At 61.1% G+C, this 22356-nt stretch carries 15 protein-coding genes and 2 riboswitches; of the genes, 7 read left to right on the top strand and 8 right to left on the bottom strand.

The genetic code is table 11. The features are described 5' to 3' along the window. Nucleotides 1-16: 16 nt before the first annotated feature. Nucleotides 17-511, bottom strand: coding sequence for a DUF934 domain-containing protein (locus IHQ43_RS16015; RefSeq protein WP_096819964.1), 495 nt, complete (start codon nt 509-511; stop codon nt 17-19). Further along, entirely contained in the window at nt 495-2153 is a 1659-nt protein-coding gene (locus tag IHQ43_RS16010; RefSeq protein WP_192561252.1) for a nitrite/sulfite reductase, read from the bottom strand. Before IHQ43_RS16010 ends, IHQ43_RS16015 begins: the two co-directional genes overlap by 17 nt. 526 nt (nt 2154-2679) lie before the next feature. Between IHQ43_RS16010 and IHQ43_RS16005 the strand changes: the two genes are divergently transcribed. Then, nucleotides 2680-3753: an ABC transporter substrate-binding protein gene (locus IHQ43_RS16005; protein WP_192561251.1), complete on the top strand. Its 1074-nt coding sequence runs from the start codon at nt 2680-2682 to the stop codon at nt 3751-3753. A gap of 5 nt (nt 3754-3758) precedes the next feature. Here IHQ43_RS16005 and IHQ43_RS16000 read toward each other — a convergent pair whose 3' ends face one another. After that, a complete protein-coding gene (locus IHQ43_RS16000; RefSeq protein ID WP_007959515.1) occupies nt 3759-3977 on the bottom strand; it encodes a DUF2970 domain-containing protein in 219 nt (72 codons plus the stop codon). Nucleotides 3978-4152: 175 nt separating this feature from the next. Further along, nucleotides 4153-7863, bottom strand: coding sequence for a methionine synthase (gene metH / locus IHQ43_RS15995; protein ID WP_192561250.1), 3711 nt, complete (start codon nt 7861-7863; stop codon nt 4153-4155). Between the two features lie 158 nt (nt 7864-8021). Here metH and IHQ43_RS15990 point away from each other — a divergent pair, with 158 nt between their 5' ends. The 3 genes from IHQ43_RS15990 (at nt 8022) to nfuA (ending at nt 12090) form a co-directional block, all read left to right on the top strand. Further along, on the top strand, nt 8022-10316 hold the full coding sequence (locus tag IHQ43_RS15990; RefSeq protein ID WP_192561249.1) for a fatty acid cis/trans isomerase: 2295 nt from the start codon (nt 8022-8024) through the stop codon (nt 10314-10316). Nucleotides 10317-10413: 97 nt separating this feature from the next. Further along, a complete protein-coding gene (locus tag IHQ43_RS15985; RefSeq protein WP_192561248.1) occupies nt 10414-11415 on the top strand; it encodes an acyltransferase family protein in 1002 nt (333 codons plus the stop codon). Nucleotides 11416-11505: 90 nt separating this feature from the next. Further along, the gene (gene nfuA / locus IHQ43_RS15980) at nt 11506-12090 is read left to right on the top strand and encodes a Fe-S biogenesis protein NfuA (RefSeq protein WP_003225494.1); all 585 of its coding nucleotides are present in this window, start codon (nt 11506-11508) and stop codon (nt 12088-12090) included. Nucleotides 12091-12214: 124 nt separating this feature from the next. Here the strand turns inward: nfuA and cobM are convergent, their stop codons facing one another. The 4 genes from cobM to IHQ43_RS15960 all read right to left on the bottom strand — a co-directional run bounded on the left by cobM (nt 12215) and on the right by IHQ43_RS15960 (nt 14373). Beyond that, nucleotides 12215-12961, bottom strand: a complete 747-nt coding sequence (gene cobM / locus IHQ43_RS15975) for a precorrin-4 C(11)-methyltransferase (protein ID WP_192561247.1) — start codon at nt 12959-12961, stop codon at nt 12215-12217. Between the two features lie 91 nt (nt 12962-13052). Further along, on the bottom strand, nt 13053-13466 hold the full coding sequence (locus IHQ43_RS15970) for a cobalamin biosynthesis protein (RefSeq protein WP_011334491.1): 414 nt from the start codon (nt 13464-13466) through the stop codon (nt 13053-13055). Beyond that, a complete protein-coding gene (locus tag IHQ43_RS15965) occupies nt 13463-14164 on the bottom strand; it encodes a CbtA family protein (protein ID WP_192561246.1) in 702 nt (233 codons plus the stop codon). The genes IHQ43_RS15970 and IHQ43_RS15965 overlap by 4 nt, the downstream gene beginning before the upstream one ends. Before the next feature lie 11 nt (nt 14165-14175). After that, nucleotides 14176-14373 carry a CbtB domain-containing protein gene (locus IHQ43_RS15960; RefSeq protein WP_007959524.1) on the bottom strand — a complete coding sequence of 66 codons (198 nt, stop codon included), beginning with the start codon at nt 14371-14373 and terminating at the stop codon, nt 14176-14178. A 122-nt stretch (nt 14374-14495) separates the two neighbouring features. Beyond that, nucleotides 14496-14716, bottom strand: a riboswitch (cobalamin riboswitch). Nucleotides 14717-14943: 227 nt separating this feature from the next. Here IHQ43_RS15960 and IHQ43_RS15955 point away from each other — a divergent pair. The 3 genes from IHQ43_RS15955 (at nt 14944) to cobN (ending at nt 22354) form a co-directional block, all read left to right on the top strand. Beyond that, nucleotides 14944-16245, top strand: coding sequence for an IS4 family transposase (locus IHQ43_RS15955; protein ID WP_192564953.1), 1302 nt, complete (start codon nt 14944-14946; stop codon nt 16243-16245). An 875-nt stretch (nt 16246-17120) separates the two neighbouring features. Continuing rightward, a riboswitch (cobalamin riboswitch) is annotated at nt 17121-17330 on the top strand. Between the two features lie 98 nt (nt 17331-17428). Beyond that, nucleotides 17429-18502 carry a cobalamin biosynthesis protein CobW gene (gene cobW / locus IHQ43_RS15950; protein ID WP_064597024.1) on the top strand — a complete coding sequence of 358 codons (1074 nt, stop codon included), beginning with the start codon at nt 17429-17431 and terminating at the stop codon, nt 18500-18502. Nucleotides 18503-18505: 3 nt separating this feature from the next. Continuing rightward, nucleotides 18506-22354: a cobaltochelatase subunit CobN gene (gene cobN / locus IHQ43_RS15945; RefSeq protein ID WP_192561245.1), complete on the top strand. Its 3849-nt coding sequence runs from the start codon at nt 18506-18508 to the stop codon at nt 22352-22354. Nucleotides 22355-22356: the final 2 nt, after the last annotated feature.

The raw sequence follows: 22356 nt of genomic DNA, 5'->3' as shown, positions 1-22356 counted from the left end.
CTCGGAGCACAAACGGTCAGCGGCGACGGAACAGCGGCAGCGGTTCGTCAGTGGCGGCCTGATAGGTCACCGAGAAATCCTTGAGGCTTTCAAGGGCGTCGTAAGGGTCTTTGTCTGCGCGCAGGGCGAAGGCATCGAAACCGCAACGGCGCATGTAGAACAGTTGGTCGCGCAGCACGTCGCCAATCGCCCGCAATTCACCTTTGAAACCGTAACGGTCACGCAGCAGGCGGGCGTTGGAGTAGTTGCGGCCGTCGGTGAATGCCGGGAAGTTCAGGGCAATCACCTGGAACTCATTCACGTCGTCACCGATTTCCTCGGCTTCTTCGTCGGCATCCAGCCACACACCCAGACCGCCATCGCGGGCCTTGAGCATGCGGCTGTGTTCACGCCACAGTTGCAGCGGGACGATCAGGTCGTCGCAGTTGCTGATTTCGTCGATGTTGAAATCCTTGGGCAGCAGGTGCCAGGTTTCGTCGACGACCTCGTTGTTCTTAATGATTCGCTGCATAGACGCGTTCCTTGAAGAGGTCGATGCCAATACGCTGGTAGGTGTCGATGAAACGCTCGTCTTCGGTGCGCTGTTCCACGTACACGTCGATCAGCTTGGAGATCACGTCCGGCATGTCGTCCTGGGCAAAGGACGGGCCGAGGATCTTGCCCAGGCTGGCGTCACGGCTGGCGCTGCCGCCGAGGGAGACCTGGTAGAACTCCTCACCTTTCTTGTCCACGCCGAGGATGCCGATGTGGCCGACGTGGTGGTGACCGCAGGCGTTCATGCAACCGGAGATGTTCAGGTCCAGTTCACCGATGTCGAACAGGTAGTCCAGGTCGTCGAAACGGCGCTGGATCGATTCGGCGATCGGGATCGACTTGGCGTTGGCCAGGGAGCAGAAATCGCCGCCAGGGCAGCAGATGATGTCGGTCAGCAGGCCGATGTTCGGCGTGGCGAAGCCACCTTCACGCAGCTCGCCCCACAGGGTGAACAGCTGGCTCTGCTCGACGTCGGCCAGAATGATGTTCTGCTCGTGGGAGGTGCGCAGTTGACCGAAGCTGTAGCGGTCGGCCAGGTCGGCGACGGCGTCGAGCTGCTTGTCGGTGATGTCGCCCGGCGCAACGCCGGTCGGTTTCAGGGACAGGGTCACGGCCACATAGCCCGGCTTCTTGTGCGCCAGGGTATTGCGGGTGCGCCAGCGGGCGAAGCCCGGATGTTCTTTGTCGAGAGCGGCCAGTTCAGCGTCCTGACTGCTCAGTGCCTTGTAGTCCGGGTCGACGAAGTGCTTGGCGACGCGATGCACTTCGGCTTCGGTCAGCGTAGTCTGACCGCCGCGCAGGTGTTCCATCTCGGCATCGACTTTCTGGGCGAAGACTTCTGGAGTCAGCGCCTTGACGAGGATCTTGATCCGCGCCTTGTATTTGTTGTCACGACGGCCGTAGCGGTTGTAGACCCGCAGGATGGCGTCGAGGTAGCTCAACAGGTCTTGCCATGGCAGGAATTCGTTGATGAACGCGCCGACCACCGGGGTACGACCCAGACCACCGCCGACCAGCACGCGGAAGCCGAGTTCGCCAGCAGCGTTGTGCACAGGCTCAAGACCGATGTCGTGGACTTCGATGGCCGCACGGTCGGAGGTCGAACCGTTGACGGCGATCTTGAACTTGCGCGGCAGGTAGGCGAATTCCGGGTGGAAGGTCGTCCACTGACGCACGATCTCGCACCACGGACGCGGGTCGATCAGCTCATCGAACGCAACACCGGCGAACTGGTCGGTGGTGACGTTGCGCAGGCAGTTGCCGCTGGTCTGGATCGCGTGCATCTGCACGGTGGCCAGCTCGGCGAGAATGTCCGGGATGTCTTCCAGCGCCGGCCAGTTGAACTGCACGTTCTGGCGGGTACTGATATGGGCGTAGCCCTTGTCGTAGTCGCGGGCAATTTTGGCCATCATGCGCATCTGACGCGAGGTCAACTGGCCGTAAGGCACCGCCACGCGCAACATCGGCGCGAAACGCTGGATGTACAGGCCATTTTGCAGGCGCAGGGGGCGGAATTCTTCTTCGCTCAGCTCACCTGCCAGATAGCGTCGGGTCTGATCACGGAACTGCTTGACGCGGTCCTCGATGATCCGCTGATCGTACTCGTCGTATACGTACATATAAGTCCTGTTCTCAGGCTTTGGGCTACTCGGAAAACGCTGCGTTTTCGCTTGCTGGAGTCCGATGGTGCCTCTGCAATTACGCGCGCACGGCCGCGCACTCCCTAATGGAGCCGGGGCAATATACCCGTTTGCAGTTATGCGCAAAAGTGATGTTTGAGTATATGGAAAGAACCAAATCGCCTAACGAGAATCACTGTCAACTAACCCACATTTGTCGTGCGGACAATCATCGTCTTAACTGTGGTCGAGTCTTTCTGCAATCACCGATAAAACCGACAAGAGGCGATGCAATGAGCAACCCAACCAAGGCAAGGAAAAGCGATAGCAGCGTCGATGCATGGGCCATTCTGTTTCTGATCATTCTGGTTGTAGGAACAGCGGTGTTCTGGGTCAGCCATCAGTAAAACGACTCGTCCGGGCCCCGCTTGCGACGATTGTCGGACAAAAGGCGGGATCAAGCGCCAAAGGCCAGGCGATCAATGGCTATAATGCGCGGCCATTTTTCCTTGGGCCCGGATGATTCATGTTCAAGCTTCTCCACCTCAGCCTGCTGCTGTTCGGCGCGGTTTTCGGAACCTGCGCGCGTGCAGAATCGGTGCTGTTTCTGAATCCGGGCTCGACGCAGGAAGCATTCTGGGTCAGTTACTCGCAATTCATGCAGGCTGCCGCCCGTGATCTGGGTATCGACCTGCGCATCCTCTATGCCCAGCGCCAACCGGAACTGACCCTGGCCCAGGCGCGACTGGCCCTGCAGGGGCCGGAGCGACCGGACTATCTGGTGTTCGTCAACGAACAGTACGTGGCGCCGCAGATTCTGCGCATGGCCAATGGCAGTGGCGTGAAGCTCTTTATGGTCAATTCGGCGCTGACGTCCAACCAGCAGGCCCTGGTGGCACAGCGAGCGGATCGCATCGGCAGCCTGGTGCCCAACGACGAAGAGGGCGGCTACCTGATGATGAAGGAGTTGATTCGTCTGCATCCGGCTGTGGCCCCCGGCGAAAGTATCGATCTGCTGGCGTTTTCCGGCCTGAAGATCACACCCTCGGCGCAGCTGCGCGAAAAGGGCATGCAGCGGGCGCTGGCCGAGCATCCTCAGGTGCGACTGCGGCAACTGGTCTACGGCGGCTGGACGCAACAGCGGGCCTACGAACAGGCGAAGCAATTGTTGGTCCGGTACCCCAAAGTGTCATTGGTGTGGGCCGCCAACGATGAAATGGCCTTCGGTGCGATGCGCGCCGCGTCCGAGGTCGGCAAGGTGCCGGGCAAGGACGTGCTGTTCAGCGCGGTCAACACCTCGCCCGAGGCCTTGCAAGCCATGGTTGACGGTCGCCTGAGCGCATTGCTCGGCGGGCATTTCACCCTCGGTGGCTGGGCGCTGGTCGAGTTGCACGATCACGCGCAAGGCGTCGATCTGAATCAGTATGGCGGTCGTGACCGGCAAATTCCGCTGTTGCAACTGATCGACAAAGAACATGCTCGCCGAATGCTGGCCATGGGCGCTTCACCGGACTACGGCGTGCACTTTCGCAAACTCTCGGCGAAAGGCCGTCCGGTTTCGTATCGCTATCCGTTCAATCTGCAGACACTGATGCGCTGAGCGGATCAGACCCCCGCCAGGTGCACCACCAGTTGCACAATGCCGAACAGCGTCAGGGCGAATACCGCCGTGAACGCGATGCCCAGAAAGATGAAATGGCTGGGCTTGCCGTGGGTGAAGTCTCTTGCCCGGTTCTTGCCGCTCTGCACCCCGAACGCCGCCGCCATGACGCTGTGCAGCATCTGCCAGAAGGTCGGTGGCTTGTTGTCGACTGGATCGTCCATAAATCCCTCGTCTGCCGTGTGTGTCAGACAAGCATAGTCAACGCCTTTGAAGCCGCAGAAATAACTGTGGGAGCGAGCTTGCTCGCGAAGGGGGCGTTTCAGTCAACATCAATGTCGAATAATCGTCCGCCTTCGCGAGCAAGCTCGCTCCCACAGGGTATCGCGCGAAGCTGACTTAGTTGTCGTAACCCAGGTTCGGCGCCAGCCAGCGCTCGGTCAGGCTCAGTTCCTGACCTTTGCGCGAGGTGTAGCTCTGCACCTGATCCTTGTCGACCTTGCCCACGGCGAAGTACTGCGCCTGCGGATGCGCGAAGTACCAGCCGCTGACCGCTGCCGCCGGAAACATCGCGTAATGCTCGGTGAGGAACACGCCGCTGCGGCCAGCACGCATTTCCTGGGCTTCAGGGTCGAGCAGGGCGAACAGGGTGGCCTTCTCGGTGTGATCCGGGCACGCCGGGTAGCCCGGGGCAGGGCGGATGCCCGAGTATTGCTCTTTGATCAGCGCTTCGTTGTCGAGTACTTCGTCCTTGGCATAACCCCAGTGCTCTTTACGTACCTGCTGGTGCAGCCACTCGGCGCAGGCTTCGGCCAGACGGTCGGCCAATGCCTTGACCATGATCGAGTTGTAGTCGTCGCCAGCGTCCTGATAGGCCTTGGCCACTTCTTCGGCGCCGATCCCGGCGGTGGTGATGAAACCACCGACATAGTCGGTCACTTCGCTGTCCTTCGGCGCGACGAAGTCGGCCAGGGAGAAGTTCGGCTTGCCGTCGGTCTTGATGATCTGCTGACGCAGGTGATGCAGGCGCGCCATCGGCTTGCCATCATCGCCATACAGCTCGATATCGTCGTCGTGCACCTGATTGGCCGGCCAGAAACCAAACACCGCACGGGCGCTGATCAGTTTCTCGTCGATCAGTTTGGTCAGCATCTCGCGGGCGTCCTTGTACAGCGAGGTCGCCGCCTCACCGACCACTTCGTCTTCGAGGATGCGCGGGAACTTGCCGGCCAGGTCCCAGGAGATGAAGAACGGTGTCCAGTCGATGTACTCGGCCAGTACGTTGAGGTCGATGTTGTCCAGCACGCGAGTGCCGGTGAACGTCGGTTTGACCGGGTTGTAAGTGGCCCAGTCGAACTGCGGCTTCTTCGCGATCGACGCGGCGTAGCTCAGGCGTTCGGTGCGGGCGCTACGGTTGGCGGTGCGCTCGCGGACGTCGATGTACTCTTCGCGGGTCTTCTCGACGAAACCGGCTTTCAATTCCTTGGACAGCAACTGCGTCGCCACGCCCACGGCGCGGGAGGCGTCGGTCACGTAGACCACCGCGTCGTTGCTGTACTTGGGTTCGATCTTCACCGCCGTGTGTGCCTTGGAAGTGGTCGCGCCGCCGATCATCAACGGCAGGTGGAAGTCCTGTCGCTGCATTTCGCGGGCCACGTGGACCATTTCATCCAGCGACGGAGTGATCAGGCCGGACAGGCCGATGATGTCGCACTTCTGCTCCTTGGCCACCTGCAGAATTTTCTCGGCCGGCACCATCACGCCGAGATCGACGATGTCGTAGCCGTTACAACCCAGCACCACGCCGACGATGTTCTTGCCGATGTCGTGTACGTCGCCTTTTACCGTGGCCATGAGGATCTTGCCCTTGGCTTCCGGCTTGTCGCCTTTTTCCAGTTCGATGAACGGGATCAGGTGGGCCACGGCCTGCTTCATCACGCGGGCGGATTTCACCACCTGCGGCAGGAACATTTTGCCGGCGCCGAACAGGTCGCCGACGATGTTCATGCCGGACATCAGCGGGCCTTCGATCACTTCGATCGGGCGGGCGAAGGACTGACGGGATTCTTCGGTGTCTTCGACGATGTGGGTGGTGATGCCCTTGACCAGCGCATGCTCCAGACGCTTGTTGACGTCCCAGCTGCGCCATTCTTCGGTCTCGGCTTCCTTGACGCTGCCGTCGCCCTTGTACTTGTCGGCGATGGCGAGGAGGGCGTCGGTGCCTTCCGGCGTGCGGTTGAGGATCACGTCTTCAACAGCGTCGCGCAGTTCCTGCGGGATCTGGTCGTAGATCTCCAACTGACCGGCGTTGACGATGCCCATGGTCAGGCCGGCGCGGATCGCGTACAGCAGGAACACTGAGTGGATCGCCTCGCGCACCGGGTTGTTGCCGCGGAACGAGAACGACACGTTGGACACGCCGCCGGAGCTCAGGGCATAGGGCAGTTCGTCACGGATGTAGGCACAGGCGTTGATGAAGTCCACAGCGTAGTTGTTGTGTTCTTCGATGCCGGTGGCCACGGCGAAGATGTTCGGGTCGAAGATGATGTCTTCCGGCGGGAAGCCGACTTCGTTGACCAGAATGTCGTAGGAGCGTTTGCAGATTTCTTTCTTGCGCGCTTCGGTATCGGCCTGGCCGACTTCGTCGAACGCCATCACCACCACGGCGGCGCCGTAGCGCTTGCACAGTTTGGCGTGATGGATGAACTGCTCGACGCCTTCTTTCATGCTGATCGAGTTGACGATGCCCTTGCCCTGAATGCACTTGAGGCCGGCTTCGATCACTTCCCACTTCGAGGAGTCGATCATGATCGGTACGCGGGAGATGTCCGGCTCGCCGGCAATCAGATTGAGGAAGGTCACCATGGCCTTCTTCGAATCAAGCATCCCTTCGTCCATGTTGATGTCGATTACCTGGGCGCCGGCCTCGACCTGCTGCAGGGCGACTTCCAGGGCTTCGGTGTAGTTGTCTTCACGGATCAGACGGGCGAATTTCGCGGAGCCGGTGATGTTGGTCCGCTCGCCGACGTTGACGAACAGCGAGCTGCGATCGATGGTGAACGGTTCCAGGCCCGACAGGCGGCAGGCCTTGGGAATGTCCGGAATCTGCCGTGGCGCATAGCCGGCGACGGCTTTGGCGATGGCTTCGATGTGGCCCGGCGTGGTGCCGCAGCAACCGCCGACGATGTTGAGGAAACCGCTCTGGGCGAATTCTTCGATGACCTTGGCGGTGTCCACCGGCAGTTCGTCGTACTCGCCGAATTCGTTCGGCAGGCCGGCGTTCGGGTGCGCCGAAACGTGGGTGCTGGCCTTGTCCGACAGCTCTTCCAGGTACGGGCGCAGTTCACGAGCACCGAGGGCGCAGTTCAGGCCGACCGAAATCGGTTTGGCGTGGGCCACCGAGTTCCAGAACGCTTCGGTGGTCTGGCCCGACAGGGTACGGCCGGAGGCGTCGGTGATGGTGCCGGAAATCATGATCGGCAACTCGAAGCCCAGTTCTTCGAACACGCCTTGCACGGCGAAGATCGCGGCTTTGGCGTTGAGGGTATCGAAGATGGTTTCGATCAGGATCAGGTCGGCGCCGCCCTCGATCAGGCCTTGGGTGGCCTCGGTGTAGTTTTCCACCAGCTCATCGAAGGTGACGTTGCGATAGCCCGGGTTGTTGACGTCCGGCGACAGCGAGCAAGTGCGGCTGGTCGGGCCAAGCACGCCGGCGACGAAGCGCGGCTTGTCCGGGTTCTCGGCAGTCTTGGCGTCAGCGACCTTGCGCGCCAGTCGTGCGCCTTCTACGTTGAGTTCGTAGGCCAGTTCTTCCATGCCGTAGTCGGCCATGGAAATGCGGGTGGCGTTGAAGGTGTTGGTTTCCAGGATGTCGGCACCGGCATCCAGGTAGGCTTTTTCGATACCGCCGATCACGTCGGGACGGGTAATGACCAACAGGTCGTTGTTACCCTTGACGTCGCTCGGCCAGTCGGCAAAACGCTTGCCGCGATAATCCTGCTCTTCGAGCTTGTAGCTCTGGATCATCGTGCCCATACCGCCATCGAGTATCAGGATGCGCTCTTTGAGGGCTTGCTTGAGAGCTTGAAGGCGGACGCTGCGATCGGACATTGGGACTACTCGAAAAAGACCATGACGAAGGGCCGGGATCATAACAAACCTGTGCGGTTTTAGAGCATGTGGCGCTTTTGCATGAATATCGCTCATGTTGGCACGGGCGTCATAACGGTAGAATCGCGGCGTTTTTATTCAGGATCAGGATCAGGGACATGTCGTACCGCGTCATCAGCATTGCATTGCTGTTTTTAAGCTTTGGCGCGGCGGCGCAGGGTCCCGCTATTTCTTCTTCTATTTCCTACACCCGAGACATCCAGCCGATCTTCACCGAGAAGTGCGTGGCCTGCCATGCCTGCTACGACTCCGCCTGTCAGTTGAACCTCGGCAGCGGCGAAGGCGCCGCCCGCGGCGCGAGCAAGATGCCGGTCTACGATGGCGAACGCACTCAGGCGGCACCGACCACGCGGCTGTTCTACGACGCCTTCGGCAAACGTGCCTGGCAGCAGAAAGACTTCTATTCGGTGCTCGACGCTCAAGGCAGTCAGGCCGCGCTGATGGCGCGCATGCTGGAGCTGGGACACAAAACGCCGCTGACACCCAACGCCAAACTGCCGGAAGACATCGTGCTGGGCCTCAACCGCGAGAACCTGTGCGCGATGCCCGCCGAATTCGACGGCTATGCCGGCGCCCATCCGAAAGAGGGCATGCCGCTGGCGGTGACCGGTCTGACCGATCAGCAATACCAGACATTGCAGCGCTGGCTGGCGTCCGGCGCACCTATCGACGAGCAAGGCCTGGCGCCGAGCACCAAGGAAGCGCTGCAGATCGTCCAGTGGGAAAACCTGCTCAACCAGCCCGGCGCGCGGGAAAGTCTGGTCGGACGCTGGCTGTACGAGCACTGGTTCCTGGCGCACATCTATTTCAAGGACGGCGAGCCGGGGCATTACTTCCAGTGGGTGCGTTCGCGCACGCCGACCGGTCAGCCGATCGATCTGATCGCCACGCGTCGCCCGAACGACGATCCGGGCACTCAGGTCTACTACCGCCTGTGGCCGGTGCAGGGCGTGATCGTGCACAAGACCCACATCACTTATCCGCTGAGCGCGGCGAAGATGGCGCGGGTCAAAAGCCTGTTCTACAACGGCCACTGGCAGGTCAATGCCTTGCCGGGTTACGGGCCGCAGAGCCGGGCCAACCCGTTCGCGACCTTCGAGGCAATCCCGGCGCAGGCGCGTTATCAGTTCATGCTCGATAACGCCGAATACTTCGTGCGCACCTTCATTCGCGGCCCGGTTTGCCGTGGGCAGATCGCGACCGACGTGATCCGTGACAACTTCTGGGCGCTGTTCCAGGCGCCGGAGCACGACCTGTACATCACCGACCCGAACTATCGCGGCCAGGCCACGCCGTTGCTGGCCATGCCGGGGCAGAACGACGATGTCGGCAGTGTCCTGAGCCTGTGGCACAACTACCGCAACAAGCGAAACAAATACGAAGCCCTGCGCCGTGACAGCTATGCCGACCTGCCTGCACCGAGCTGGTCGACCCTGTGGGCCGGCAACGACAACGCCTTGCTGAGCATCTTCCGTCACTTCGACAGCGCTTCGGTGACCAAAGGCCTGATCGGCGAAGTGCCGCAGACCATGTGGCTGTTCGACTATCCGCTGCTGGAGCGCACCTATTACCAGTTGGCGGTGAATTTCGATGTGTTCGGCAACGTCTCGCATCAGGCGCAAACGCGCTTGTATTTCGACCTGATCCGCAACGGCGCCGAACAGAACTTCCTGCGCCTGATGCCTGCCGACTCCCGCGAGGGCTACCTCGACGATTGGTATCAGAGCAGCGGCCAGTTCAAGATGTGGCTCGATTACGAAGCCATCGACGACGACAAACCCACCGCGCTGAAACTCGACGAAAAAGACCCGAAACGCGATTTCGCCCTGCAGTTGCTGGCGCGCTACGGCGACCTCAACGCGCGTCCGGATCCGATCAACCGCTGCGAAGACGCCTATTGTTCGCGCCCGAACATCGACCCGGCCCTGCAAAACGCCGAACAGGCGTTGAGCCGCCTGACTTCGCGCCCGGCAGCGGGCCTGAAAGTGATCGATCAATTGCCGGAAGCGACGATGCTGCGGGTCGAAACCCGTAGCGGCAAACGCGAGGTCTACAGCCTGCTGCGCAACCGTGCCCACAGCAACGTGGCGTTCCTGCTAGGTGAATCGCTGCGCTATCAACCGGGGCTGGATACGCTGACGATCTACCCGGGTGTGCTCAGCAGTTACCCGAACTTCATGTTCAACATCCCGGCGGATCAGGTGCCGGCGTTTGTCGACGCCATGGAAAGTGCAAGGGACGCGGCGCAGTTCGAGAAAATCGTCGAACGCTGGGGTATCCGCCGCAGTCATCCGCAGTTCTGGTTCTACTTCCACGACTTGAGCCAGTACATCCACGAAACCGATCCGGTGGAAGAGGGCGTGCTGGATATGAACCGGTACGAGAATCTTTGATCGACCTCTGAGGTTGTCCTACTGTCACAACTCATGGAAGCACCGCCAATCCTCTTTGGAAGAGGTGATCGAGATGTTGTGACCAGGAGCGACCTCAATGCTGATCTCGGTGCAAGCCTTGCGTGCACTGGCCGCCTGGATGGTGGTGGGTCATCACGTCATGCAGATTTTCTTCGATTTCGAGCCCGGCGGGCCGATCGGGCGGGTGTTTGTCGATCAGGGCGCGGCCGGCGTGGATGTGTTTTTCGTCATCAGTGGTCTGGTGATGTTCCTGTCCACCGCGGATAAAGAACTGACGCCGGGGCGTTTCATGGCCTTGCGGCTGATGAGAATTGCTCCGGCCTACTGGTTCTATACGGTCGTGATGGTTCTGTTGCTGCTGGCCGTGCCAGAGGCGTTCCCCGACGAGCGCTTCGGCTGGCCGAATTTCCTTTTGTCGTTGCTGTTTATCGCCAGCGACAACCCCGGTGGTTTTGGTATCTACCCCACGCTGAACGTGGGCTGGACACTGAATTTCGAGATGTTGTTTTACTTGCTGTTCGCGGTAGCGCTGATTTTTCCCTTGAAACTGCGGATTGCCGTGGTGGCGATTCTGCTGTTTCTGGTCTGCAACGTGCTGACCGGGCTGGGCTGGATCAGCGAATTTTACCGATCGGACCTGGTGGTTGAGTTCTTGCTGGGGATGGGCGTCGGCATGCTCTATCGCCGTGGCTGGATCAGGCCGGGGCTATGGGGGCCGATATTTGCAATGGTGGCGGCGCTGGCGGCAATCCATGTCTGGATCGGTGAATATCAGGCGCTGGCGTGGGGCGTGCCGGCCGCCGTTCTGGTCATGTCGGCCCTATCACTGGAGCGATTCGCCCGCCGCAGTCGATTGCTGAAACTGATGGGTGACTGTTCGTACTCGGTGTACTTGATCCACACGCTTATTCTGATGCTCGGGCATTATCTGGCGCAGCGCTATTCGCTCAGTCCGTACGTCGTCATTACGGTCTGTTTGATCTTGATTGGTGCGGGCAGTCTGGCCAGCTACAAATGGATCGAAAAGGCCGGATACCGGCACTTGCAGCGCTCGAGCGACCGTCCGTCACCAGCCTGAATAACGGGATTTTATTCCGACAAAAATACTGGGACTTTGTGCCGCGCGCCGATTGGCGTAAACTCCGCCTCAAGCCTGCGAGGAGTCTCCATGACCGCTATTACCATTACCGACGCCGCCCATGATTACCTGGCTGATCTGCTTTCCAAGCAGAACACCCCGGGCATCGGCATCCGCGTCTTCATCACCCAGCCTGGCACCCAGTACGCCGAAACCTGCATTGCCTATTGCAAGCCGGGCGAAGAGAAACCTGAAGACACAGCGCTGGGGCTGAAAAGCTTCACCGCTTACATCGACTCGTTCAGCGAAGCGTTTCTCGATGATGCCGTCGTCGACTACGCTACCGACCGCATGGGCGGCCAGTTGACCATCAAGGCGCCAAACGCCAAAGTCCCGATGGTCAACGCCGACAGCCCGGTCAACGAGCGTATCAACTACTACCTGCAAACCGAAATCAACCCGGGGCTGGCCAGCCACGGCGGTCAGGTCAGCCTGATCGATGTGGTTGAAGACGGCATTGCCGTGTTGCAGTTCGGCGGCGGCTGCCAGGGCTGCGGCCAGGCGGACGTGACCCTGAAGGAAGGCATTGAGCGCACCTTGCTTGAGCGCATTCCGGAGCTCAAGGGCGTTCGCGACGTGACCGACCACACGCAGAAAGAAAACGCCTACTACTAAGGTGTTCGCTGCGGCATGAAAAACGGCGCCCCGTGAGCGCCGTTTTTTTATGCCGGAAATTTTGGGACTTTGATCGTTCCCACGCTCCGCGTGGGAATGCAGCCCGGGACGCTGCGCGTCCCATTCACGGTCTATACAGGTGCGCATGCCCCGCGCGATACAGCGATGACTCACTAAAGTGATCGCTACCCAACACCCGCCCAACCAGAATCAACGCCGTACGCCGAAACCCCTTGGCCGCCACCTTCGCGGCAATATCCTCCAGCGTCCCCGTCACCCAGTCCTGATCCGGCCACGTCGCCCGGTGAATCACCGCGATCGGGCAATCCGCGCCGTAATGCGGCAGCAGTTCAGCCAGAATCTTTTCCAGATGATTGACGCCCAGATGAATCGCCATGGTCGCCCCATGCTGCGCAAGACTGCCGAGCTCTTCGCCAACCGGCATCGCGGTCTTGTCCGCATAACGGGTCAAAATCACGCTCTGCGAAATGTCCGGCAGGGTCAGTTCGGCACCCAGTAAAGCAGCGCAAGCGGCAGTGGCGGTTACGCCGGGAATGATCTCGAACGAAATATCCAGCTCACGCAAATAACGAATCTGCTCGCCAATGGCGCCGTACAGGCTCGGATCGCCCGAATGTACGCGCGCGACGTCCTGGCCCTTGGCGTGGGCGGTCTTGATCAGCTCGACGATCTGCTCCAGGTGCAGTTCGGCGCTGTTGACCACGGTTTCAGCGCAATGACCTTCCAGCACTGCCGTCGGCACCAGCGAGCCTGCATAGATGATCACCGGGCAACTGCGGATCAGCCGCTGGCCTTTGACAGTGATCAATTCCGGGTCGCCGGGGCCGGCGCCGATGAAGTAAACGGTCATCGTTGGATCCTGTAGAAAAGGGGCAGGGCGGAGCTTCACAAGCCCTTCAGATGAAGAATGCTCATGATCGAAAGCGGGGATTATCGGGAATTTACGCAGCGCCGGCCAATGCCAGTGTCGCCTGGGCGTACTTTTGCCGGGAAATCAGCAGTTTTGCCGGGCCACTGATCAACTGTTCGGCGAGTGCCAGAGCGGCACTTTCTGCTACGCCGTAGCAGCCGGTGCGTTCGAAGGCGATCTGTGAATGGTGACTCAAGCGTTGCTGATAACTGGCCAGTTCTTCGCTGCTGAAATACAACAAGGGCAGCGCCAGTTGGGCGGCGAGCTCCTGCAAACCGGGTTCATCACGCTTGAGGTCGATGCTGGCCAGCGCCTTGACCTTCTCAAGATCAATCCGATGCGCCTGTAACGCCTGATCGAGCAATGCGCGCAGCGTGCTGGCCGGGCAGCCGCGCTGGCAGCCCAGGCCGACCACGAAGGTCGGCGCTGCGCTGTCATCGGTCATGCGTGGTACTGACCTTCGCTTTTGCGGCGGAACAACCAGGCGCTGATCAGGCCCAGGGCCAGCCAGAACGCCACGTTGGTCAGCTGCGAAGCGATTTTGAACTGGGCTTCGAGGGCTTCCGGGGCAAGCATCGAATGCACTTGCGGTTGTGGCGCGCCGATCACATGCGGCACGGCAAGGATTGCCACGCCGAGGATCTTCATCAGCCAGTTACGGCTGAACGCGATCAAGGCCAGGCCGACAGCGGTGGAGGCGGCGGTGCCGATCCACCACATCTGCCGCGAGGCCAGATCCGCGGCGGCAGTGCCTGGCAGTTCAGGCGGCAGGCCCATGGTCGGCGCGAGCACGAAGGTCGCATAACCGGCCAGACCCCAGAGCAGGCCCTGAGAGGTTTTGGTCGGCGCACGCAGGGTGTACAGACCCGCCAGCATCAGGGCAAAACCCACGGCAACCACCAGATTGCCACCGGTGGTGGAAACCACGCGTTGCCAGCCGTCTTCCGGCTCCCAGGCTTCGGCATCGTGGGTGTGGGCGGCGGTGCCGGCGGCGTGTTCGTGAACTTCGGCAACCGGCTCGGCTTTCTCGAAGGTTTCGGCCTGCAGAATCAGCGGCGACACCCAGAAGCTTTGCAGCAACGTCAGGAGCAGGGCGGCCAGAAGGCCGGTGAAACCTGCGGTCTGCGCAATACGCTTGATCATGTCGTCAGGTCTCAGTGGCAAGGGAACGCGGCGCTGTGGCGGGTATCGTGCGCGGCGTTGTGCACCGCTTCGATGTGCGAGAAACCGGCGAAATACACAAGGCACGCACCGAGGATCGACGCGCAGACGGCGGCGGTCAGGCGTTGGCTCAGGGTGGTGGTGCTGGAGATCTTGTCCGAATTGCTGCCGGTGCTGCTGATGATCGACATGGCGCTTCCCTCTGGAGTGTCAGCGGGTGAATAGAGCGCATGAAAACCCCTGCGGCCGGGCACGCAGAGGTTCGAACAGCGCCCGCCCACCGCGGGTTTGTTATGTTCAGTGGCGCAAGGATACGCACTGTGTGTTGCGGGCCGGTCTCCGGGCTCACGAGGGGTGGCTGTCTGCCGACCTGCAAGCGTCACCTTCCCATGCCCGAGGGCACAGTGGATCTGACGCTTCGCTCGCTTACCGTTGCGGGGGCAGCACCGGACTGACATGGCTTTAGAGTAAAGCACATGATTCACCGGTTTCCCGTTTCACCCTGTGAAGGGCACCCGTAACAAGTTGTGTAGGAGACCATGAGGGGGAATTTGAGTCAATTGGGATTGGGATTGGGATTGGGATTGGGATTGGGATTGGGGGCTGATCCGTTGCTGCGGTAACGGCTTCTTAGGGTTCCGCCCTGACGGCCATCCCTTTCAAGGTCTTAGGTAAAATCCCCTGAAGTTTCTATCAGGGATACCCGAACGATGTGGGCCGATGTTTTAGCGCGTTTCGAGAAAAAAGCACCTGCCAGCGTTATGGCCAAATTGGCGCTGGAGCAAGCTATTGCCCCTGAGTGGGTCGATCAGGTCTTCGAAGAGCATCGGCAACGGCAGTATTCTCGTGAGCTACTGTTCTCGACCATCATCAAGCTGATGTCCCTTGTTTCATTGGGCTTGAAGCCATCCCTGCACGCTGCGGCGCGGCAACTGGAAGATCTTCCTGTCAGCCTGGCGGCCCTCTACGACAAGATCAGTCGTACCGAGCCAGCTCTGTTGCGCGCCCTGGTCACGGGCTGTGCACAGCGCCTGGCTCCAACGATCAGGGAGTTGGGTTGCACGGCGATGCTGCCGGGTTGGCAGGTTCGGGTGGTGGACGGTAATCACTTGGCATCCACTGAGAAACGACTCGGGGCTTTACGCCACGAGCGAGGCGCCGCTCGGCCCGGTTTTTCGGTGGTTGTCTACGATCCCGACCTGGATCAGGTCATCGACCTGCAGGCGTGTGAGGATGCCTACGCAAGCGAGCGTGTTTGCGTGTTGCCTCTCTTGGCCGATGCCGAGTCGGGCCAAGTGTGGCTGGCTGATCGACTCTATTGCACGCTCCCGGTTATGGAGGCTTGCGAACAGGTCAAAACCTCCTTTGTCATTCGCCAACAAGCCAAGCATCCACGCTTGATTCAGGAGGGGCAGTGGCAAGAACCAGTGCCTGTGAGTACGGGCACTGTGCGTGAGCAGATTATTCAGGTCAGAGGCGGTTACCAGTGTCGGCGTGTCGAACTGACGCTTCACTCGCCAACGGACTCGGGTGACAGCAGCTTGATGTTCTGGAGCAATCTGCCTGACAGCGTCAGCGCGCAGCAGATCGCGGAACTCTATCGCCGCCGCTGGAGCATTGAAGGCATGTTCCAGCGACTGGAAGCAATCCTGGAAAGTGAAATCGAAACCCTTGGTAGCCCAAAGGCTGCCCTGCTCGGGTTTGCTACTGCGGTTTTGGCCTACAACGTCCTGGCCGTACTCAAGCGAAGCGTCGAGCAAGCCCATCAGGCTTCCCAGCCTGAGGGCTGGGAAGCCTCAACCTATCACTTGGCGGTTCAGGTCCGCAGTGGCTATGAAGGTCTGCAAATTGCGCTGCCCTCGGAATGCTTTCCCGTCGTACCTCTGGAAAAACTGGCCCAGCGCTTGTTGGAACTGGCCAGAAACATCCAGCCAAAACAAGTTGCCAAAAGTCCCCGGGGCCCCAAGGTGCCCAAACCCAAAACATGGGTGCAAGGCGCTGCGGTGCATGCGCATGTTTCAACGGACCGGGTAATCAAGGCCGCCAAAACGAAAAGACCTTGAAAGGGATGGCCCTGACGGCGGGTCACTTTTTCCAAACGCCGAAAAAGTAACCAAAAAGGCTGCACCCTGACGTACGGCCCCTCGCTGAGGCTCGGGGTTCCTTCGCTCCGGGATTGATCCGGGGGCATCGCCTACGGTTTGCTTCTCTGCACCTCCTCTCGATGTGTTTGGCTTCGCCAAACGGTCGCTGCGCTCCCACCCCCGGATCAATCCCTCCACTCAGCCTGCCGACGGGCCCTGCGATCAAAAGCGGTACTCGAGCTAACGCTCATCGTTTTGAGTGGGGGGGGCGGGGCGTGTTCGGCTTTGGTTTTGTGGTGGGCTTACCCCTCACCCCAGCCCTCTCCCCGAGGAGAGGGAGCCGATTTCTGTGCTTTTCAAAGTCTGAGTTCAACGCGGTATCGCAAGTCGGCGCAACTCTCCCAATCAACTCGGTCGGTTCCCTCTCCCTACGGGCGGTCCGACGTTTCGGGAGGGCTAGGGTGAGGGGCTCTTGATCTGGCCTTTGCTCTGGCTCTGGCTCTGGCTTTTGATTTTTTGCCCCTTCGGCAGGCCGAGCGGAGGTGTTCATCAGGGGGTAGGCGCGCAGCGCCGTGCGGCGAAGCCGCATACATCGAGAGGAGGTGCAGCGAAGCAAACCGTAGGCGATGCCCCCTGATGGACACCGTAGCGAGGGAACACTGAGCCTAAGCGAAGTGCCGTACGCCGGGGCGTAGACTTTTTGGTTACTTTTGGCTGGGCCGGCATTCCGGGCGTTTGTCAAAAGTGACCCGCCGTCAGGGCGGAACCCTAGGAAGCCGTTACCGCAGCAACGGATATGCTCACAAAACCCAAAACCAAAAAACAACGGCCATTGACCCATCACGAACCCATGCGTAGCCTTGCGCTTTCGAGGTTCTTCGGCCCACGCCGAAGCTAAGAAGGGAACGCGGTCCAAGCCGCGGCTGCCCCCGCAACTGTGAACGGTGCTGTTCGCTGCCACGCCACTGCCAACTCAATCCAGAGCCAGCGGGAAGGCGCAGCGAATACCGGGCCAAGGCCCGAACACCGTCAGCCAGGAGACCTGCCTCGTCACAGATTCTCACTTTCAACCGGGCGGGGTGATCCGGTGGCGAACTCTCCAGGCACGCACTTGCGTGCCGGTCTCGTCCCGTATGCCCGCCACCTTGCCAAAGGGCATCCGATGAAAACACTGGCCAAACTCCCCGTCACCATCGTCACCGGCTTCCTCGGCTCGGGCAAAACCACCTTGCTGCGGCACATGCTCGACAACGCGCAAGGCCGCCGCATCGCGGTGATCGTCAACGAGTTCGGCGAGCTGGGCATCGACGGTGAAATCCTCAAGCAATGCACCATCGGCTGTACCGAAGAAGAAGCCACCGGTCGTGTCTACGAACTGGCCAACGGCTGCCTGTGCTGCACGGTTCAGGAAGAGTTCTTCCCGGTGATGCGCGAACTGGTGGCCCGTCGCGGCGACCTCGACCACATCCTGATCGAAACCTCGGGCCTGGCCCTGCCAAAACCACTGGTGCAAGCCTTCCAGTGGCCGGAAATCCGCAGCGCCTGCACCGTTGACGCCGTGATCACCGTGGTCGACAGCCCGGCCGTGGCCGCCGGCACTTTCGCCGCGTTCCCGGATCAGGTCGATGCCCAGCGCAAACTCGACCCGAACCTGGACCACGAATCGCCGCTGCACGAGCTGTTCGCCGACCAACTGGCCAGCGCCGACCTGGTGATCCTCAACAAGGCCGACCAGACCAGCCCTGAAGACCTCGCTCGCGTGCGCCTGGAAGTCGCCGAAGAGCTGCCGCCGGCGGTGAAAATCATCGAAGCCAGCAACGGTCGTCTGCCGCTGGACGTGCTGATTGGTCTGGGTGCCGGTTCCGAAGAACACATCGACAGCCGCCACAGCCATCACGATCACCACCACGGTGAAGGCGATGACGATCACGACGACCACGATCACGACGCTTTCGACTCGATCTCCATCGAACTGCCACAAGCCGACGAAAGCCTGTTGCTCGACGCACTGACGCAACTGGTGGTGCAGCACGGCATTCTGCGGGTCAAAGGTTTCGCGGCAATCCCGAACAAGCCGATGCGTCTGCTGATCCAGGGCGTGGGCACGCGTTTCGACAAACACTTCGACCGTCAGTGGGGCGCCGATGAAGCGCGTGTGACGCGTCTGGTGTTGATCGGTCAGGAACTGGATGCCGCCCAGCTCGAAGCGCAACTGCGCGCCGCGCTCAGCGTTTAAGCCATGCACCTGCTCAGGACCCAGCCCGGCGGTTTCGTGTCGGATGACAACATTGCCGACCTTGGACAAACCCCCGCCGAGCTGGTGATCCTGTGCAGCGGCGATTCCAGCCTCGCGCTGCTCGCCGAAGCCGCGCAGCAACTGCCCGAGGATTACCCGAGCGTGCGGCTGGCCAACCCGATGCAGGTGCAGAACCATGCGTCGGTCGATCTGTACGTCGATGAAGTGCTGCGCCATGCCAAGGTCATTCTGATCTCGTTGCACGGCGGCATCGCTTATTGGCGTTATGGCGTCGAGCGGCTGGTCGAGTTGTCCGAACGTGGCGTGCAGGTGATTCTGGTACCGGGCGATGACCGGCCCGACCCGGAGCTCAGCGACCTCAGCACCGTCGGCGCCGAAGATCGCGACCGGCTCTGGCAGTTTCTGCGTCAGGGCGGCATGGGCAATGCGCTGGACTTTTTCCGCTGTCTGGCCAATCGCTGGCTGGCACGGGATTACGTGTGGGGCGAGCCGCAGACGCTGCCGCGCACGGCGATTTACCACCCGAACAAAAACACCGCCGCACTGAGTGACTGGCAAGCCGATTGGCTGCCCGGTCAACCGGTGTCGGCGGTGTTGTTTTATCGCTCGCATTTGCAAGCGGCGAACACGGCGTTTATCGACGTGTTCTGCCAACGGCTTCAGGCTGCCGGACTCAATCCGTTGCCGATCGCCGTGGCCAGTTTGAAAGAGCCCGGCTGCCTGTCGGTGGTCGAGGACTGGCTGGATGAAGTCGAGGCCTCGGTGATCTTGAACACCACCGGTTTCGCCCAGTCCAGCCCGGAGGCGCCGCATCTGCGGCCGTTCCGTCGCAATATTCCGGTGATCCAGGCGATCTGCGCCCAGGACAACGAGCCCGGTTGGCGCGAAAGCGAGCAGGGCCTCGGTCCGCGGGATCTGGCGATGCACATCGCCTTGCCGGAGCTCGACGGTCGGATCATCAGTCGGCCGATCAGTTTCAAGGATCTGGCCTGGCGCAGTGAGCGCAGTCAGTCCGATGTCGTGTGTTATCGGGCGCAGCCTGAACGTATGGATTTTGTGGCTGAACTGGCGCGACGCTGGGTCGAACTGGCGCGGGTGCCGAACGCTGAAAAACGTATCGCGCTGATCCTCGCCAATTACCCGACCCGGGACGGACGCATCGGCAACGGCGTGGGACTCGACACGCCGGCTGCCGCGCTGAATATCCTCCGGGCGTTGCAGGCTGAAGGTTATCCGTTGCCGGCCGAATTGCCGGACAGCGGCTCCGAGCTGATCCGGCAACTGCTCGGCGGCGTCAGCAACGATCTCGATACGCTCGACCAGCGCCCGTGCCAGCAAAGCCTGGCGATGAACGATTACCTGAAGATGTTCAACGCGCTGCCCGAAGCCAATCGCACGGCGGTGCTGGAACGTTGGGGGTCACCGCAAAACGATCCGATGTGCCGTGACGGGCGGATGATGATCGCCGGCCTGCGGTTTGGCCTGACCTTCGTCGGCATTCAACCGGCGCGGGGTTATCAGGTCGATCCGAGCGCGGTGTATCACGACCCGGACCTGGTGCCGCCGCACGCGTACCTCGCGTTCTATTTCTGGCTGCGCCAGATCTACGGGGCTCATGGCGTTATCCACGTCGGCAAGCACGGCAATCTCGAATGGCTGCCGGGCAAAGGTGTGGGCCTTTCGGAGAACTGCTGGCCGGACGCGCTGCTCGGGCCGCTGCCGAACATCTATCCGTTTATCGTCAACGACCCGGGCGAGGGCGCTCAGGCCAAACGTCGCACCCAGGCGGTGATCATCGACCACTTGATGCCGCCGCTGACCCGTGCCGAAACCTACGGGCCGTTGCGCAATCTGGAACTGTTGGCGGACGAGTATTACGAAGCTCAGTTGCTCGATCCGCGTCGCGCCCGTGAATTGCAGCGGGACATTCTGCAACTGGTGCGTGACACGCAGATTGATCGTGAATTGCAGCTGGACGAAGGCCTCGACAGCGACGCCGATGCGGCGATCTGGCTGCCGCGTCTGGACACTTATCTGTGTGATCTGAAGGAATCGCAGATCCGCGATGGTCTGCACATTTTTGGCGAGTCGCCGACCGGGCGTTTACGCATCGACACCTTGCTGGCGTTGCTGCGGATTCCGCGTGGCGACGGCAAAGGGGCGCAGTCGAGTCTGTTGCGGGCGTTGGCCAAGGCGTTTGAATTGGGATTCGATCCGCTGGATTGCGCATTGGCTGATCCTTGGACTGGCCCGCGTCCATCGGAGTTGCTGTCGGTCAGCGACGAGGTCTGGCGCACGGCGGGAGATACCCGTGAACGCCTTGAGCTGTTCGCGGCTCAATCGATCTCGCACGCCGTGGGTGATTCCTGTGGGAGCGAGCTTGCTCGCGAAGGCGGTATGTCAGTACCAAAAATGTCGACTGACACGACGCCTTCGCGAGCAAGCTCGCTCCCACAGGGTCCTCACTGGTCTGAGGTAAGTGCCATCCTTGTTCACCTGCGTGAGGTCATCGCCCCACGCCTCGACGCCTGCGGCCCAGCGGAAATGCACGGCTTGCTCGACGCGTTGAGTGGCCGATTCGTCCCGGCCGGCCCGAGCGGCGCGCCAAGTCGCGGGCGCCTCGATGTACTGCCAACCGGGCGCAATTTCTATTCGGTAGACGTGCGCAACCTGCCGACCACCACGGCCTGGCGGATTGGCTTCCAGTCCGCGACCCTGATTCTCGAGCGACACTTGCAGGACCACGGCGACCATCTGCGCCAGCTCGGCCTTTCGGTCTGGGGCACCGCGACCATGCGCACCGGCGGCGATGACATCGCCCAGGCCATGGCGCTGATGGGCGTGCGTCCGGTGTGGGCCACTGGCAGTCAGCGGGTCGATGATTTCGAGATTCTGCCGCTGAGCCTGCTCGATCGGCCTCGGGTCGATGTCACGCTGCGGGTCTCCGGGTTTTTCCGCGATGCGTTCGCCAACCTGATTCGCCTGTTCGACGCCGCCGTACAAGCCGTGGCAGAACTGGACGAGCCGGACGATCTCAACCCGCTGGCCGCCAAAGTGCGTGCCGAACGTGAGGCGCTGCGCCAGTCCGGTCTGGATGAAGACGCTGCCCGGCGTCAGGCTGGCTGGCGAATTTTCGGTGCCAAACCCGGTGCTTATGGCGCGGGCGTACAGGGCGCCATCGACGGTCGCCTGTGGCAAACCCGCGAGGATCTGGCCGAGGTTTACCTGAACTGGGGCGCCTACGCTTATGGCGGTTCCGACGAAGGCACCGCCGCCCGCGAGCAATTCGTCCAGCGCCTGAGCCAGGTGCAGGCCGTGCTGCAAAACCAGGACAACCGCGAGCATGACCTGCTCGATTCCAACGACTATTACCAGTTCCAGGGCGGCATGCTCGCCGCCGTGGAAAGCCTGCGCGGTGAAGCGGCGGCCAGTTATCACGGCGATCACAGTCAACCGGACTTGCCGAAGATCCGCACCCTGAAAGAAGAGCTGAACCGGGTGATCCGTTCCCGGGCGGCGAATCCGAAATGGATCGACGGGATCAAGCGCCACGGCTATAAAGGCGCGTTCGAACTGGCGGCGACGGTCGATAACCTGTTTGCCTTCGACGCCACCACGCAACTGATCGACGATCACCAGTACGCGTTGCTGGCCGATGCGTATCTGCTGGACCCGGCGACCCGCGACTTCGTGCGCGAGCATAATCCCCACGCGCTGCGCGACATGACCGAACGCATGCTCGAAGCGCAGCAGCGCGGGATGTGGCAGGAACCGGGCGCCTATAAAGAGGCCCTGGAAAACCTGCTGCTGGACACAGAAGAAGAGAGCTGAGA

Origin of the sequence: Pseudomonas gozinkensis (assembly GCF_014863585.1) — a bacterium.
Classification (GTDB): Bacteria; Pseudomonadota; Gammaproteobacteria; order Pseudomonadales; family Pseudomonadaceae; genus Aquipseudomonas; species Aquipseudomonas gozinkensis.
This window is presented reverse-complemented; position numbering and strand designations above follow the sequence as displayed.

Bases quoted from the DNA above. Each gene is read 5' to 3' on its own strand.
- cobW (WP_064597024.1), top strand. From the start codon at position 17,429: ATGAAAACACTGGCCAAACTCCCCGTCACCATCGTCACCGGCTTCCTC.
- IHQ43_RS15965 (WP_192561246.1), bottom strand. From the start codon at position 14,164: ATGATCAAGCGTATTGCGCAGACCGCAGGTTTCACCGGCCTTCTGGCC.
- IHQ43_RS15960 (WP_007959524.1), bottom strand. From the start codon at position 14,373: ATGTCGATCATCAGCAGCACCGGCAGCAATTCGGACAAGATCTCCAGC.
- nfuA (WP_003225494.1), top strand. From the start codon at position 11,506: ATGACCGCTATTACCATTACCGACGCCGCCCATGATTACCTGGCTGAT.
- IHQ43_RS15985 (WP_192561248.1), top strand. From the start codon at position 10,414: ATGCTGATCTCGGTGCAAGCCTTGCGTGCACTGGCCGCCTGGATGGTG.
- IHQ43_RS15955 (WP_192564953.1), top strand. From the start codon at position 14,944: ATGGCCAAATTGGCGCTGGAGCAAGCTATTGCCCCTGAGTGGGTCGAT.
- IHQ43_RS15990 (WP_192561249.1), top strand. From the start codon at position 8,022: ATGTCGTACCGCGTCATCAGCATTGCATTGCTGTTTTTAAGCTTTGGC.
- cobN (WP_192561245.1), top strand. From the start codon at position 18,506: ATGCACCTGCTCAGGACCCAGCCCGGCGGTTTCGTGTCGGATGACAAC.
- IHQ43_RS16000 (WP_007959515.1), bottom strand. From the start codon at position 3,977: ATGGACGATCCAGTCGACAACAAGCCACCGACCTTCTGGCAGATGCTG.
- IHQ43_RS16015 (WP_096819964.1), bottom strand. From the start codon at position 511: ATGCAGCGAATCATTAAGAACAACGAGGTCGTCGACGAAACCTGGCAC.
- IHQ43_RS16005 (WP_192561251.1), top strand. From the start codon at position 2,680: ATGTTCAAGCTTCTCCACCTCAGCCTGCTGCTGTTCGGCGCGGTTTTC.
- metH (WP_192561250.1), bottom strand. From the start codon at position 7,863: ATGTCCGATCGCAGCGTCCGCCTTCAAGCTCTCAAGCAAGCCCTCAAA.
- IHQ43_RS15970 (WP_011334491.1), bottom strand. From the start codon at position 13,466: ATGACCGATGACAGCGCAGCGCCGACCTTCGTGGTCGGCCTGGGCTGC.
- IHQ43_RS16010 (WP_192561252.1), bottom strand. From the start codon at position 2,153: ATGTACGTATACGACGAGTACGATCAGCGGATCATCGAGGACCGCGTC.
- cobM (WP_192561247.1), bottom strand. From the start codon at position 12,961: ATGACCGTTTACTTCATCGGCGCCGGCCCCGGCGACCCGGAATTGATC.